Genomic DNA, 15,005 nt, shown 5'->3' on the forward strand with positions numbered 1-15,005 from the left:
GAAAATAATGACACATGCTAAAAGATAAAAACCATCTTAATTAGGGAGAAAATAAATACTAACAAAAACCAATAACAATGAAACTTGAAAAAATCCTCGACAATGTTAATTCTCTTGAGAAAAATTCATTTTTAAAGATAGTTGACAACATCAAATCTTGTAATCCAAAGAATAGCAAGGAAATTGACAAAATCCTCTCCGAGAGCAGCAACAACCTAAAAAGTGTTGACAGTATTAACATTGCAAAAGTTTTTGATTTAGTAAAAGATGAGTTTGCAGAAACTGTTAAAGCCGAATTTGTAAACACAACATCGCAATTGGACATACTAATTGATATAATCATAAAAGATGGCAACAACATATTAAAACAAGATTGGTTTGCCAGACTTTATGAGAAGGAATTAGCAAAAATCAAGAAGAAAACAAAAGAACTAAAAACACAACTTGAATCCGATAAATCTGAAATTGACGAATTAAGAAAACGTGACTATTTGATTTATAAAGCATGTGTGGAAACCGCCTACAATAATGACTATGAAAATAACAGGGATTCCAAAATTACTGATGATGAATTGTCAATTTTGTTAACCTTAACAAATCAACTAGAATTATCGCAAGAGGAAGTAAAACTAATCAACTACTTAATTATTCCTCCTGAAAAATCAGATATTGATACGGTAACAACATTCCTAAAAAATATTGGTGTAATATTCTATTCCAAGAAAAATAACCTGATTTATGTTGCTGACGAAGTTGTTCGTGTTTTACGAAAAATCAGAAAAAAGGAAATTGCCGACAAATATTTCCGGCGTGTACTAAAAACGTTAAAAGAATCACAAATAAATCTTATTTGCCGTAAGCATAATATTGACGTGAAAGACCTCGATTATGAGTCAAAAATTAAACAAATAATTAAAGAAGGAATTTCTTTTTCAAATTTATTCAAAAGCAGTATCCACAAAGACGGAACTAACTTAACAGACAGAAAAAAAGCGGTTAATGATATTTGGAGCAAAGGATTAAAAATTAATACAAATTTGAAAGGCGTTACTCTGGAGGAAAAAATTGAGAATATAATTACCTATTTCAATGAAATTGAACTTGACGAGAAAGTTGGAATTTCTGTTGAGGGCTATGAAAAACTACTTTTAGAATTAAATGAAGAATTAAAGTCATTTAGAAAGTTAGTACTGAATGAGTTTGAAATGCCAGAAGAAACAATATTAAACAGTAGCACACTTTTAGACTTTAACATAAAACCACGAGATGTTCTCGATATCTTACCGACAGAAGACCTGAAAACTTTTATTGCTGCAAAAGAGCTAAAATCACGAGGCGATTTAGTACTTAACATTTTGGATGCTTATAAAGACGCTGAAAACTTGCTAATTGAAAATTACGTTGAGATTGGCTTTAGAAATTTGAACCTACTAAAAGAGAACGGTATTACCATAAAAGAAAGTGAACTCGGATTAAAATTTGAATGTCTTACACAAAAAATATTTGAGCAACTAGGGTTCAATGTTGATGATTCATTAAGGAAGAAACTTAACACCGCAAAAAACAAAATCGACCTTGTTTTAAATTTGGGAAACAATGACATTATAATTGTTGAGTGCAAAACCGTAAAAGAAAGTGGTTACAATAAATTTAGTTCTGTTTCAAGACAAATAAAATCGTATGTTGACTTAGCAAAAAAAGAAGGACTAAATGTTGTAAAATCTTTACTTGTAGCGCCAGACTTTAGCGATGAGTTTGTAAACGACTGCGACTTAGAATTTGAAATTAATTTATCATTGATAACCGCAGGTTCGTTGGTAAATATCCTTGATGGATTTAGAGAATCAAAACACAAACAATTCCCTTATCAATTGCTAATGAAAGACGTTTTGATAAAAGAAGAAAGAATTTTAAAAGCAATAAAAAAATAAAATACTGGCGGTAACAAATTGTAAATTGCATTGCGGGGTTCGTGGTGTATCGTTCGCTGGATTCTCGCAACATCGTTCCGTCCTGCCGGACAGGAACGAGCTCCGAAATCCGCAACGACAACTTACAAGTGACCGTTAACAACAAGCTTAAAAAAAGACGACAACGATGAATAATGAAAAATGGAATGAAATCTGCTTTCTGCTCTCCGAAAATATTCGGTCTGACATTAGTGAAAGTGATTTTGAAAAAAATGTAATTCAAGCATTGAGAGTTTTAGATTGGAAAGAATATTTGGGTGATATTCAAATCCGACCTTCATTTCAAATTGGAGCATCAAACAGAATAACTCCAGACTTTGTAATTAATTCATCGGAAAAAAGAAACCTTTTTGTAATTGAAATAAAACAACCAAACCTACCTTTAAATACAAATTTCCAACAACAATTATTCTCATATATGCGCCAATTGAGACTTCAATATGGAATTCTAATTGGTCAAGTCATTCAAGTATTTTATGACGGTGATTTAGCAAACCACGACGACCCCGTTTTACTTGAAACGATTGAATTTGAACAGAATAATCCCAAAGGAGCTAAATTCGTCGAGTTGTTTAGTAAAGAAAGTTTCAGCTTTGAATCATTAAAATCGTTCACAATAAACTCACTCAAAAAGATAAATCGCCGAACTGATAAAAAAATATTGGCACAAAAAATCTTGTCAGCGGACTACGAAAAAGAAGTGAAAAAATTGATTAAGCAAGACTTTTTAAATCAATACGACAGCGAGCTAATTGACAGTGTTTTAAATGAAATTTCAATAAACATTTCAAATCAAAATCAGGAGATAATTGGACAGCCAGAAATACAATCAGGAATTTTTGAAAAACCGGTAACGAATAGTTCAAGGGACAAAACAAAATACATAATCAACGGGACAGGACAAAAACTTGGGAAAAATAGGTTTGTCTTGGAATTAGTTCGAGCGTATTTGAGAAATAAACCGACGGATTTTATGAGCTTAAAAAACATTTTTAGGGATGATTTCCAAGGTTCAATTGGCGTAATTAACAGACTTGACCACGTTGAGACAAAATATGCAAATAAATCAGACAAAAGACATTTCACCGGGAAAGACGAAATTTTAACAAGTTCAGACCATGTGAAATTTGTTGTTTCGACACAATGGGGAAAAGGTAATATTGACAACATCGTGAGTTTAGGAAGAAAATTAGGATTTAAAATTGAAGAAATTGAATAAAAGCCAGTTGTTAACACAGTACATATTGCAGGGCGGGGTTTGGTGGTACGCCAACTGCGGATTCTCGTTTCGCAGTTCCGTGTCCTACGGACAGGAACGCTCTTCGAAATCCGTCCCGACAACATGTACCAACCGTTACCTGCCATTTTGAATTGGGAAGAATGAAACTATAACAAACCATATTAATTGACATGAAAACCATACTATCCTTGACTTTTTTGTTTTTATCAACGACAATATTGTTCGGGCAAGACATTAAAATTGGGTTTAAAGATTCGATTCATTCGAGTGTGCTACATGAGAGCCGAAAATTCATCGTAAAACTTCCCCGAGATTATAATAATTCATATAAACCTTACCCTGTTCTTTATCGACTAGATGGAGACTTAGACATGTTTACCGAAACAGTGGGAACAACCAACCGACTAATTTATTTGGATGAAGCGATACCAGACATGATTGTGATTATGATTGAAAACACAAATAGGAATCGTGACATGATGCCAACAAATACAAGCTTTTTTACCTCAGAACCTGGTGCTGATAATTTTAAAAGATTCATAGAGGAAGAATTAGTTCCGCATGTAAATAGTTCGTATCGGACAACAAAGGAAAAACTCCTGTGCGGACAATCATTAAGTGCAATATTTACAATATATTATTTCTTAACGAGTCCAAATTCATTTGATTCATTTATTGCTTGTAGTGGAGGTTTTCCTGATTGTGAAGACTTTTTCATCGACCTAACAAACAATTTTTTTAAAGTCAAACAAAACAGGTCGACAAATATTTTCATGACACATGGTATGACTGATTTTTTAGACCCAGAAGGAGCAATAAAAAAGCAACTTGATGATTTTAGTCGAAGGATTGAATCAAAAGAAAATATTGTAAGTAAATTAAAAATCTATGAGGACGAGGGACACGTTCCGTTTCAGAGTTTATATCACGGACTGAGATTTATTTATACATTACCAAATGACAAATAAAAATAAAAACGGCAGGTAACAAAGTGCATATTTCAGAGCGGGTTTGGTGGGGTTCGAGCCGCGGATTCTCGCATCGCCGTTCAGTCCTACCGGACATGAACGCTCTCCGAAATCCGCTCCGCAACATGCACAAACCGTTATCACTCAGTTTAAACTAAAGATGATGAATAAAGGAAGCTACAATAAGATTGTAGGGTACATTGGTTCTATGGAAAACCAGAATGAAATAAAACCAAGCGAATTAAGTGAAATAATCAATGTAAATAAAAAGGAAATAGATAATGTATTTAAATCTTTACTAGAAAAAGGAAAAGCAATAGACCTAACGGGTACAGAATTAGAAACAACTATTACTTATGATAAAAAAGTAAATTATTCAGAATTGATTAAAAAATCTAGTATTAATCAGAAAATAATGAAGGGCATAATAGGTATAGGAATAGTATTAGGAGCGTTGTGGACGGCAATACAATTTTATGAATGGGCAACAATAAAATATAATGCACGGAATGAAGCAAAACAAAAACAGCCATCAAATAACGAAAAATTAAATGAAAATTATCATTATATTGATTCCATAAGTGAATAATAAATTTCATATCAATAAAGTTTGTTCAAAAATAATCCAAGATACTTGCGGATTATACGCAATGTCAGTAACGACTGAAATCGTTTAAATTTATTTTTATGATTGTTATTATTTTAATTTCTGCAATAATCGAATTGTTAAGGCAATTTGTAAAACTTGCAGATGAAACTCTTTCACTTATACATAAATGGAAGTGGAAATAATAATTAATTCCATGAAAAACAGAAAGTAGGTCGTTTATTAACAAAGGGACTTTGCGTGCCATCGTCCCTTTTACCTTGGATTATTTCAAAGAACTAAAAAACCGAGTGATAACAATTTGTATATGTAATTAGACATTGAATAAATGAACGGCTTGTTATTATTCGATTCGATTAGACATTAAGTTAATTTTTTGTTGTCTAACTACACATACAATTAACCGTTGTAGGGCATTTAAACAAATCCACCGATAAATATTGACAAACCGATTATAAATTGAAATATGAAAATTGCTAGATATATAATTACAACCTTGATAATATTTGGATTAAGTTATGTTTTTCTATTTCTTTTAGAATACATTCTCTCTAGTAGGATTAACATTCCCAATCAAATAAAATTTTCATATTCTGTGATATATAGCCTATTTGGGTTGACATCTATATTGTTATTTCGAACGATTTCAAATATAGGACTACTTTACTTATTGATAATTTTGATAGCATTATTTATAATCGAAGGACTTCTTTTTATGTTTACGGCAAACTATAATATCTCGCCAAATGTTACAAATGATATTTACTACGATTTTAAAAGCTTATATTATTTCCCTTTACTTCCTTTTATCCTGATTATAATATCTTTTGGATTAAAAAAATTGAGATTTAAGATGATTTTAAATAAAATACCTGTCATCAATACAACCCTTCAACCAAATGTCTCAAGATTTTTAGCATATATAATTGATTGGTTATTAATCTTAGTGATTGGCTGGATATTTTCTTCATTTATGCTAATACTCTGGTTTCCAGTTGAGATATTTTTAATTGCATTTGCTTATAGATTAATATTTGAGAGTTCAACCGATACGACAATAGGCAAAAGATTATTTGGATTATCTATTCAACAAAATAATGATTCTGACATTAGCTTTAAGAGCATATTGATTAGAAATTTAGCTCGAATAATTTTGATATATTGGATTCCAATTATAAATGGAAAATCAGGATTGCATGATAAGATTGCAAATACACAAATTAATAAAAACGCCCTACAACACACAATATAAAACAGTTGGGGTTCAGTGGTTTGCAAGGGTTTGGTTCTCGCTCCAGCATACTTGTCGGTGGATAGGAACGCAGCCCGAAAACCCAACCGTTTCATATTGTTATACGTTAGCAACCAGGTTAAAAGAACCTCATTTTCAATATAAAAACCTTGTGAAATTGAAATACATTTTTACAAACCAAGATTTAGTCCTCTCTTTTATGACAGGCAGCTGCAAGCTTGTTACAAATTTATTTCCCCCTCCCCGCGTTTGCCCTGATGGGCAAGTGGAAATTGGGGCAGCATTTCAAATCAACAGCCACCGCACAAAACAGCACTTTCGCAAACCCCTGCAAGCCGACCCGCAAACCAAAGTTTGCAAAAAAGCTGTTTTTCCCCCTCGCAACTATGATATTTTGAAAGTGAATCTGTATTTTTATCAGATTTTAAAATGTAAAAAAGGAAAACAATAAATGTCAGAAGACCAGAAAAAACAATTAGAACAACAACTTTGGCACATAGCAGATACGCTTCGAGGGAGAATGAACGCCGATGAATTCCGGGATTATATACTCGGATTTATTTTTTACAAATATCTGGCTGAGAAGATGGAAATATATGCCGACACCATCTTAAAACCCGACGGAATTACATACAAAGATATAAAGGAAAACACTGATAAAGGAAAAGAATATATCGATGCCATAAGAGAAGAATCGCTCGAAAAACTAGGATACTTTTTAAAACCATCGGAGTTGTTCAGCGAACTTGTAAAACGTGGTAACGGACTTGGTCACGATGCCTTTGATACTGACGAGGAACAAATCGAAGAAATCAAATCGGGTAAACTTGACGACAAAATAACCGCCAGCAATTTCATCCTCGAAGACCTTCAAAAAATCCTGATTAATATCCAAAATAGTACAATGGGTACAGATAGCGAAGAAGATTTCGACAATCTTTTCGAGGACATGGATTTAAACAGTACCAAACTCGGTAAAACACCCGAAGCACGAAATACTATTATTGCAAAGGTGCTGGCGCACCTTAACAAAATTGATTTCAGGCTAAATGATACCGAACTGGATGTGTTGGGCGATGCCTACGAATACCTGATTGGACAGTTTGCCAGTGGAGCAGGAAAAAAAGCAGGAGAGTTTTACACCCCACAAGGCGTAAGTACCATTTTGGCAAAACTGGTAACCACTGGAAAAACAAAACTAAAATCAGTATATGACCCAACCTGTGGTTCGGGTTCTTTATTGTTGCGTGTAGCCAAAGAGGTGGAAAATGTAAACAACTATTACGGACAGGAACTCAACCGTACCACATACAACCTTTGCCGAATGAACATGATTTTGCACGATGTGCATTACCGTAAATTCGACATTAAACAGGAAGATACACTGGAACACCCGCAGCACACTGATTTACGTTTCGAGGCTGTGGTGGCGAATCCTCCTTTCTCAGCCAAGTGGAGTGCTAACCAATTATTCACAAGCGACGACCGCTTTAGCCAATACGGCAAACTGGCACCAGGCAGTAAAGCAGATTTTGCCTTTGTGCAACACATGATTTACCAGTTAGACGACAACGGCACAATGGCAATTGTACTACCTCATGGTGTTTTATTCCGTGGAGCTGCCGAAGGACATATCCGTCGTTTCCTCATTGAAGAAAAAAACTACCTCGATGCAGTAATAGGCTTGCCAGCCAATATCTTTTACGGTACAAGTATTCCAACCTGTATTTTGGTATTCAAGAAGTGTCGTGAAAATCCCGAAAAAATATTGTTTATTGATGCTTCGCAGGAATTCGACAAAGCCAAAACGCAAAACTATTTACGCCCTGCCGATATCAATAAAATTATTGAAACCTACCGCAATCGCACCGAATTACAAAAGTATAGCCATTTGGCAAGCTTACAGGAAATAGTTGAAAACGATTACAACTTAAACATACCGCGTTATGTAGATACCTTCGAAGAAGAAGAACCTATCGACATTAATTTAGTAGCTTCTGAAGTTAAAGCACTCGACCAACAAATGGCAGAAACCGATAAAACCATTGATGCTTTTTGTAAAGAACTCAATATCTCAACGCCTTTTTAAGTATGGAAAAACAACAAAACATACCGCAGTTGAGATTTCCTGAGTTTGAAGGGGAATGGAAAAGCAATAAATTAAAAACTCTTGTTACAGAATCTCGTTTAGGTGGGAATTATGAAAACATAGAATCTAATAGCGGAATACCATTAATAAAAATGGGCAATATTGGTAGGGGCAATATTATCTTAGATAAGATTCAAAATATTCCTAAAAACTTAGAATTTGATAAAGCAGATATCTTAAAAGAAGGGGACTTACTTTTTAATACTCGAAACACACTTGAGTTAGTTGGCAAGGTGTCTATCTGGCGGAATGAACTGCCATTGGCTTTGTACAATTCAAATTTAATGAGGTTAAAATTTAATAACAAAATTGAAAGTTCTAATAGATTTGTAAATTATTTATTTAATACAAAACCAACAATCAAAAGATTGAGGAGGTACGCAACTGGTACTACTAGTGTAGCTGCCATATATGGTAGAGATTTAAATAATTTGAAAATAGTATACCCCACCCTCCCGAACAACAAAAAATAGCCTCCTTCCTCACCGCAGTAGACGAAAAGCTCACCGCCCTTAAAAAGAAAAAAGCCCTTTTAGAGCAATACAAAAAAGGGGTAATGCAAAAGATATTTTCTCAGGAAATAAGGTTTAAAGATAATGGGAAAGAGTTTCCGAAGTGGGAGAAGAAAAAGTTGGGGGGCATTGCAGAGAAAATCAATAATAAGAATACGGTCAATCAAATAAACTTTGTATTAACGAATTCGGCAATTGATGGAATAGTTAGTCAGAGAGATTATTTTGAAAAAGACATCGCTAACCAAAACAATTTAATAGGTTATTATATTGTTGAAAAGGATGATTTCGTATACAACCCTCGTATTTCAAATGCAGCACCTGTAGGTCCTATAAAAAGAAATAAACTTCAATTGGGCATCGTGTCCCCATTATATACCATCTTTAGATTTAATGAAGGGAATTTAGATTTCTATGAATATTACTTTGAAACTACTAATTGGCATGATTATATGAATAGTGTTGCAAACTTTGGTGCAAGATTCGACAGGATGAATATTACAAATTCAGATTTCCTTAAAATGCCAATAATATATCCTTGCCTCGAAGAACAAACCAAAATAGCCAACTACCTATCAGCCATCGACAAAAAAATAAACCAATGCCAACAGCAAATAGAGCAAACTACTCAATGGAAAAAAGGATTGTTACAAAAAATGTTTGTGTAAAATTCCGACTATGAAAAAAACATTCAACATATACTGCGATGAAAGTTGCCATATCGAAAACGATCACAAAAACTTTATGCTTTTGGGTTGTGTAAGTTCTGCATACAATCAGGTAAAAAGGCATACCGTGCGGATTAAAAACATAAAAGAAAAACACAACTTTTATGGCGAGATAAAATGGAGCAACGTTTCATCGTCGCAATACCATTTTTATAAAGAGTTATTGGAATATTTTTTCGATACCGATTTATGCTATCGGGCTATCATTGTTAACAAGTCGAAAATTAAGAACAACGAATTTAACCAGGATTACGATACCTTTTACTATAAAATGTATTATTACCTGCTTAACCACAATAAAAATAGCCTGTATAGCTACAATGTTTACCTCGATATAAAGGATACGCTCAGTGCTTACAAAGTCAACAAACTAAAGGAAATTCTGAATACCAAATTTGGTATTTTCCGCAATGTACAAAACATCCGCTCTCACGAAAGTATCATGTTACAAATTGCCGATTTAATTACAGGCGCTTTGGCATACAACTTAAATGATAAGGAGAAAAAAGTGAAAGCCAAAACCGATTTAATAAGTTTGCTCGAAAAACATTCTGCAAACGGATTATCGGAAAATTCCGATTATAGAGATACAAAGTTGAACCTGTTTTTATCGAATTAAAGTAACATGCCATTAAATCAGTTAAAACAATACAATCAATTACTCGAACTGGCAGCCTTAAATCCTGCCCAGCGCAACAAATCATTGTATGGCATATTCAACAGGGATATTTACAACAACCCTTCATTCAAATTTAAAGGGAAGCAAATATCCCCTACGCCGCAAGACGGTGAAATTAAAATGAGCACTCTGTTTACGCATCTTACAACGGTTATTGTTGATAAAGCAACCCGAAAACGTGAATTCGAGATGGACAGGTCGGTACGTTTACATTGGGTTAAACACCATATCGACGAAAAGAAAAAAGATAACATGTTGGTTTTCTCGGTAAAAGAACCAGAAGGCAACCGAACATATATTTACGATATCGACGAAAGTTATGTGGTAATATTAGAACCTTTACGAAAGAAAAACGAGTATTATTTACTTACGGCTTATTACGTAAAAGGGAAAGATGCGAAAAGAAATAAGTTTATGAAAAAGTACAAACGCCGGTTAAATGAAGTGCTATAAAAGCAAAAAACGCAGAGCTTCGTGGCTTGCGTTTTTCGATTTCCTTCCTCCGAACGGTAGGATGAACTCGCTACAAATATAAGGCATATATTTGGATAAATACAACAATTTGGTGTATAAAAACAATTTATATTGATAGTTTAAGGATTTATAAATGAGCAAGCAACCCGAACAAATATTAGAAAACCAGTTAATTGAACAGCTTCAAAAGTTGGGGTATGGTATGGTGCATATCACAAACGAAACCGAACTGATTGACAACCTGAAAAACCAGATTGAAAAGCATAATAACGTTAAATTTTCAAGCAGTGAATTTGAAAAAGTGCTGAATATCCTTAGCAAAGGTTCGGTATTCGAGAAAGCAAAAACACTTCGTGAAAAGCAACATATTGTTCGTGATAATGGAGATAACTTGTATTTCGAGTTTATTCAAACCGAACATTGGTGTCAAAACCAATTTCAAGTCACTCACCAAGTCACAGTTGAAGGAAATACTTCCGATAGCTATCGGAACCGTTACGATGTTACCTTACTTATAAACGGTTTGCCCTTGGTTCAAATCGAACTCAAACGCCGTGGTTTGGAACTCAAAGAAGCTTTCAACCAAATCAACCGCTATCAAAGGCATTCGTTCGGGGCAAATTCAGCCTTGTTTCAATACATCCAGTTGTTTGTCATCAGCAACGGGGTAAATACAAAATACTACGCCAATAACCGATACCAGTCATTCAAACAAACTTTTTACTGGACAGACAAGGAGAATAAACGCCTTACTAATATTCTAAACGGTTTCACCAGCGAATTTCTCGAACCTTGCCATATCTCAAAAATGATATGTAAGTACATCGTACTCAACGAAACCAACAAAATATTTATGGTATTGCGTCCTTATCAGTTTTATGCCGTTGAAGCATTAATCGACAAGGTAATGCACAGCCGCAAAAACGGTTATGTTTGGCATACCACAGGTTCGGGCAAAACGTTAACCTCGTTTAAAGCCAGCCAAATTTTAACAGCTCTGCCAAAGGTTAAAAAGGTAGTGTTTGTGGTCGACCGTAAAGACCTCGATTACCAAACCAACAAGGAGTTTAACAGTTTTAGCAAAGGGTGTATCGATGGCACCGACAACACAAAACAGCTGGTTAAACAGTTTGCCGACGATACCAAGCTTATTGTAACCACCATTCAAAAGCTTAATACTGCCATCAGTAAAAAACAGTATCAGGGCAAAATGGAGAAAATGCAAGACGAACGAATTGTTTTCATTTTCGATGAGTGCCACCGTTCACAATTTGGAGATACCCACAACCGCATAAAGCACTTTTTCAATAATCCGCAAATGTTCGGATTTACGGGTACGCCAATCTTTGCCGATAATGCTGCCAAAAATGAATTAGGCAAACGCACCACCAAAGATTTATTTGGCGATTGCCTCCATAAATATGTGATTACCGATGCCATAAAAGACGAGAACGTACTGAAATTCTCGGTTGAATATGTTGGGCGATATAAAAAGGTAGAGACTCATCATGATGCGTCTGCCACTGAAATTGACATTGAGGTAGAAGATATCGACACCAAAGAACTCATGGAATCGCCTGTTCGTTTAGAGAAAATTTCCAATTACATACTGGCACATCACAAACGCAAAACCCACAATCAGGAATTTACAGGCATGTTTTGTGTGAATGGTGTTGAAACACTCATTAAGTATTATGATATACTGCACAAGAAAAAGGAAGCAGGTGAACACAACCTGAAAATAGCAACCATTTTCAGCTTTGCAGCCAACGAAGAAGATGCCGATGCCAATGGCTTTTTACCCGAAGAACTTTCAGTTGTGGAAGACCCCGTGCCTTGTATGGCTTGAACAAACACAGCCGTGAAAAGCTCGATGAATACATAGGGCATTACAACCAAATGTTCGGCAGTAACTTTTCAACCAAAGACAGTCAGTCGTTTTACAACTATTACAACGATATTTCCAAAAAAGTAAAAGAACGCAAAGTTGATATCTTACTGGTCGTAAACATGTTCCTGACAGGTTTCGACAGCCCTGCACTAAATACTTTGTACGTTGATAAAAACCTAAAGTACCACGGTTTAATTCAAGCCTATTCACGAACCAATCGCATACTGAACGAGCAAAAATCGCAGGGAAATATTGTCGTATTCCGCAACCTTAAAAAGCATACCGATGATGCCATAACCCTCTTTAGCAACAAAGAAGCTATCGAGGAAATCATCATGAAGCCTTACGAAGAATATGTAAATAAATTCAACGAGATTTTTATTGAACTACTTAAAATTACCCCTACGGTTAACAGTGTAAACAATTTACAAACCGAAGAAGACGAGCTGAAATTTATTAAGGCGTTCAGGGAATTAATGAGGATTAAAAACATCCTCACCACTTTTGCCGATTTCAAGTGGGAAGATTTGGCAATGACCGAACAACAGTTCGAAGATTACAAAAGCAAGTACCTCGATTTATACGACAAAGTAAAATCCGACCATCAGAAAGAAAAAGTTTCCATTTTAGATGATGTTGATTTTGAACTTGAATTAATCCATCGTGACGAAATAAATGTCAACTACATTCTCAAACTGTTAGCCAACCTGAAAGATGCTAAACAAGCAGAACAGGAGAAAAAACGGAAAGAAATTCTCGATATACTTTCGGGCGAAGCTCACTTACGTAGCAAGCGTGAACTGATTGAGAAATTTATCTTAGAAAACCTACCCGTAATTGAAGATTCCGAAGATGTACCCGAAGCCTTTGAAAAATTTTGGAACGAAGAACAAATCAAAGCATTCAATAAACTGGTAGAGGAAGAAAATCTGGAAGCCGATAAAGCCGAAAAGCTCATTGAAGAATACCTTTTTGCCGAGCGTGAGCCATTACGTGATGAAGTACTGGCATTAATCGAAGGTGAACAACCCTCGGTACTCCAACGCAAAAAAGTTGGCGACCGAATTATAAGTAAAATTGTAAAGTTTGTTGATACTTTTATTAACGGAATAACTGGAAATTAAAATGATGAATTTTATTTACAGGATATTACTAACATTTAACTCTACTTCTTTACTATTAGTAGTTTTTGCAATTAAAGAGCAATACACTGTTAATTGGGTTGATTTGCATCCAAAGTTGTATTTTTTACCTGATTGGGTTTCGTATCTTCTTTATTTTTTAGCTCCTGTATTGTTAACATTATTTAGCCTTTGGCTTTCCCGTTTTTTATCTAAAGACAACATTGACAAAGGAAAAGTGGAAGAAGTAGAACAAGCAAATAATGCTTTCTTGCCTAGCTATTTAGGATATTTCTTTGTTGCATTAAGCGTGTCACAATGTGAAACATTATGCTTTATCTTTGCCATATTATTTATATTTACTTTTTTCTCACAAACACTATATTTCAACCCTTTATTCCTACTATTTCGCTATCATTTTTACTATCTAACAACTACGAATAGAGTTAAAATATTCATAATTACACGCAAAACATTAAAAAATCCAGTTAATATAGATTTACCTAAACTACAGAGAATAAACAATTTTACTTTCATCGATAAACAGAAATAATTATGCCGAACTATTTACTTGCTGAAATTAAAAAGAGAGGAAAAGGAGAAAAAACATTTAAGATTTTTGATGAAGAAAAGGAAATATACACCTTACCTACCGACCTTGATAACCCTAAAGAGTATAACAGTGATTACAAATTAGAAGATGACGAATGGTTTCATATAGCTAACTTTAGTGAAACTGAATACTGCATTGATATTTTAAAAACTGATTTTATTTCCACTGAATTTAATCAAATAACCCGAAAACAATTATCAAAAGTAAAATATCTGTTTGCCCACCAACAACACAGAGAAGATGCTTATTTCTTTTTTCAAAAAATAAATAAATCACAAGTCGTTCACAAAAGATGGTTCACAATGTCTGATGCTCCAGTGTTAGAAACAGGTCAAACAATTGTGTTTATAAACGATGTTGCTGATGCTATTTATTCAGTAAATGAAGACATTTTATATTTTAAACGTCTATCATCAATTTCATCAATCTTTAATGGCATATCGGAACTATATAGAGTTGCCACACAAAAAGAAACAGAAGAATTCCTAAAAGAAGATTTTATCAATTTAGAAGAGGATTTCACTGTAGATAATGTCGGGAAAGCTAATCGAAAACGAATTGCAATGGCAGTTGATACGTTCAATGATTTTAGCAATGATGATAAGGATAAAATTTTCTCATATATAAAGGATTACTGTAAGGACATTCCTTATGATATAAACAACAAAAAATTTACAATAAAGAATGAAGAAGGTCTAAAGCATTTGCTTTGGGGTATTGAGCAACGATATTACACAACTAAAGTTGGTAATGAAAAAAGAGTGGCAAACTCAATTTCAAAAGTTGAATAATAATTTGGAT

The 15,005-nt window shown here is 34.2% G+C and carries 15 protein-coding genes; all 15 read left to right on the forward strand.

Features of this window, described 5'->3' with window-relative positions:
* Positions 1–77: 77 nt before the first annotated feature.
* Positions 78–1,931 carry a PDDEXK family nuclease gene (locus G0Q07_RS14240; protein ID WP_163347273.1) on the forward strand — a complete coding sequence of 618 codons (1,854 nt, stop codon included), beginning with the start codon at positions 78–80 and terminating at the stop codon, positions 1,929–1,931.
* 166 nt (positions 1,932–2,097) lie between these two features.
* A complete protein-coding gene (locus tag G0Q07_RS14245; RefSeq protein ID WP_163347232.1) occupies positions 2,098–3,189 on the forward strand; it encodes a type I restriction enzyme HsdR N-terminal domain-containing protein in 1,092 nt (363 codons plus the stop codon).
* 191 nt (positions 3,190–3,380) lie between these two features.
* Complete coding sequence (locus G0Q07_RS14250) at positions 3,381–4,178, forward strand: alpha/beta hydrolase (RefSeq protein ID WP_163347276.1); 798 nt, start codon at positions 3,381–3,383, stop codon at positions 4,176–4,178.
* A 160-nt stretch (positions 4,179–4,338) separates the two neighbouring features.
* Positions 4,339–4,767 carry a hypothetical protein gene (locus G0Q07_RS14255; RefSeq protein ID WP_163347278.1) on the forward strand — a complete coding sequence of 143 codons (429 nt, stop codon included), beginning with the start codon at positions 4,339–4,341 and terminating at the stop codon, positions 4,765–4,767.
* An 871-nt stretch (positions 4,768–5,638) separates the two neighbouring features.
* Positions 5,639–6,037 (forward strand): RDD family protein, encoded by a 399-nt coding sequence (locus G0Q07_RS14260; RefSeq protein WP_163347280.1) that lies wholly within the window; start codon positions 5,639–5,641, stop codon positions 6,035–6,037.
* Between the two features lie 157 nt (positions 6,038–6,194).
* Positions 6,195–6,488, forward strand: a complete 294-nt coding sequence (locus tag G0Q07_RS14265) for a hypothetical protein (protein WP_163347282.1) — start codon at positions 6,195–6,197, stop codon at positions 6,486–6,488.
* A complete protein-coding gene (locus tag G0Q07_RS14270) occupies positions 6,489–8,126 on the forward strand; it encodes a type I restriction-modification system subunit M (RefSeq protein ID WP_163347290.1) in 1,638 nt (545 codons plus the stop codon). It begins immediately after the preceding gene.
* Between the two features lie 2 nt (positions 8,127–8,128).
* On the forward strand, positions 8,129–8,659 hold the full coding sequence (locus G0Q07_RS20390) for a restriction endonuclease subunit S domain-containing protein (RefSeq protein WP_203532554.1): 531 nt from the start codon (positions 8,129–8,131) through the stop codon (positions 8,657–8,659).
* Between the two features lie 83 nt (positions 8,660–8,742).
* The gene (locus tag G0Q07_RS20395; protein WP_203532555.1) at positions 8,743–9,366 is read left to right on the forward strand and encodes a restriction endonuclease subunit S; all 624 of its coding nucleotides are present in this window, start codon (positions 8,743–8,745) and stop codon (positions 9,364–9,366) included.
* Positions 9,367–9,376: 10 nt separating this feature from the next.
* Positions 9,377–10,045: a DUF3800 domain-containing protein gene (locus G0Q07_RS14280; RefSeq protein ID WP_163347293.1), complete on the forward strand. Its 669-nt coding sequence runs from the start codon at positions 9,377–9,379 to the stop codon at positions 10,043–10,045.
* A gap of 6 nt (positions 10,046–10,051) precedes the next feature.
* Positions 10,052–10,558, forward strand: coding sequence for a hypothetical protein (locus G0Q07_RS14285; RefSeq protein ID WP_163347295.1), 507 nt, complete (start codon positions 10,052–10,054; stop codon positions 10,556–10,558).
* Between the two features lie 154 nt (positions 10,559–10,712).
* Positions 10,713–12,428 carry a type I restriction endonuclease subunit R gene (locus G0Q07_RS20400; RefSeq protein WP_203532556.1) on the forward strand — a complete coding sequence of 572 codons (1,716 nt, stop codon included), beginning with the start codon at positions 10,713–10,715 and terminating at the stop codon, positions 12,426–12,428.
* The gene (locus G0Q07_RS20405; RefSeq protein ID WP_203532557.1) at positions 12,425–13,594 is read left to right on the forward strand and encodes a type I restriction endonuclease subunit R, EcoR124 family; all 1,170 of its coding nucleotides are present in this window, start codon (positions 12,425–12,427) and stop codon (positions 13,592–13,594) included. Before G0Q07_RS20400 ends, G0Q07_RS20405 begins: the two co-directional genes overlap by 4 nt.
* 1 nt (position 13,595) lies before the next feature.
* Entirely contained in the window at positions 13,596–14,144 is a 549-nt protein-coding gene (locus G0Q07_RS14295) for a hypothetical protein (RefSeq protein WP_163347297.1), read from the forward strand.
* A 2-nt stretch (positions 14,145–14,146) separates the two neighbouring features.
* Positions 14,147–14,995, forward strand: a complete 849-nt coding sequence (locus G0Q07_RS14300; protein ID WP_163347299.1) for a hypothetical protein — start codon at positions 14,147–14,149, stop codon at positions 14,993–14,995.
* Positions 14,996–15,005 lie beyond the last annotated feature (10 nt).

The sequence above is a fragment of the Draconibacterium halophilum genome, assembly GCF_010448835.1.
Taxonomy (GTDB): Bacteria; Bacteroidota; Bacteroidia; order Bacteroidales; family Prolixibacteraceae; genus Draconibacterium; species Draconibacterium halophilum.

Bases quoted from the DNA above. Each gene is read 5' to 3' on its own strand.
- G0Q07_RS14240 (WP_163347273.1), top strand. From the start codon at position 78: ATGAAACTTGAAAAAATCCTCGACAATGTTAATTCTCTTGAGAAAAAT.
- G0Q07_RS14245 (WP_163347232.1), top strand. From the start codon at position 2,098: ATGAATAATGAAAAATGGAATGAAATCTGCTTTCTGCTCTCCGAAAAT.
- G0Q07_RS14250 (WP_163347276.1), top strand. From the start codon at position 3,381: ATGAAAACCATACTATCCTTGACTTTTTTGTTTTTATCAACGACAATA.
- G0Q07_RS14255 (WP_163347278.1), top strand. From the start codon at position 4,339: ATGATGAATAAAGGAAGCTACAATAAGATTGTAGGGTACATTGGTTCT.
- G0Q07_RS14260 (WP_163347280.1), top strand. From the start codon at position 5,639: ATGATTTTAAATAAAATACCTGTCATCAATACAACCCTTCAACCAAAT.
- G0Q07_RS14270 (WP_163347290.1), top strand. From the start codon at position 6,489: ATGTCAGAAGACCAGAAAAAACAATTAGAACAACAACTTTGGCACATA.
- G0Q07_RS20390 (WP_203532554.1), top strand. From the start codon at position 8,129: ATGGAAAAACAACAAAACATACCGCAGTTGAGATTTCCTGAGTTTGAA.
- G0Q07_RS20395 (WP_203532555.1), top strand. From the start codon at position 8,743: ATGCAAAAGATATTTTCTCAGGAAATAAGGTTTAAAGATAATGGGAAA.
- G0Q07_RS14280 (WP_163347293.1), top strand. From the start codon at position 9,377: ATGAAAAAAACATTCAACATATACTGCGATGAAAGTTGCCATATCGAA.
- G0Q07_RS14285 (WP_163347295.1), top strand. From the start codon at position 10,052: ATGCCATTAAATCAGTTAAAACAATACAATCAATTACTCGAACTGGCA.
- G0Q07_RS20400 (WP_203532556.1), top strand. From the start codon at position 10,713: ATGAGCAAGCAACCCGAACAAATATTAGAAAACCAGTTAATTGAACAG.
- G0Q07_RS14295 (WP_163347297.1), top strand. From the start codon at position 13,596: ATGATGAATTTTATTTACAGGATATTACTAACATTTAACTCTACTTCT.
- G0Q07_RS14300 (WP_163347299.1), top strand. From the start codon at position 14,147: ATGCCGAACTATTTACTTGCTGAAATTAAAAAGAGAGGAAAAGGAGAA.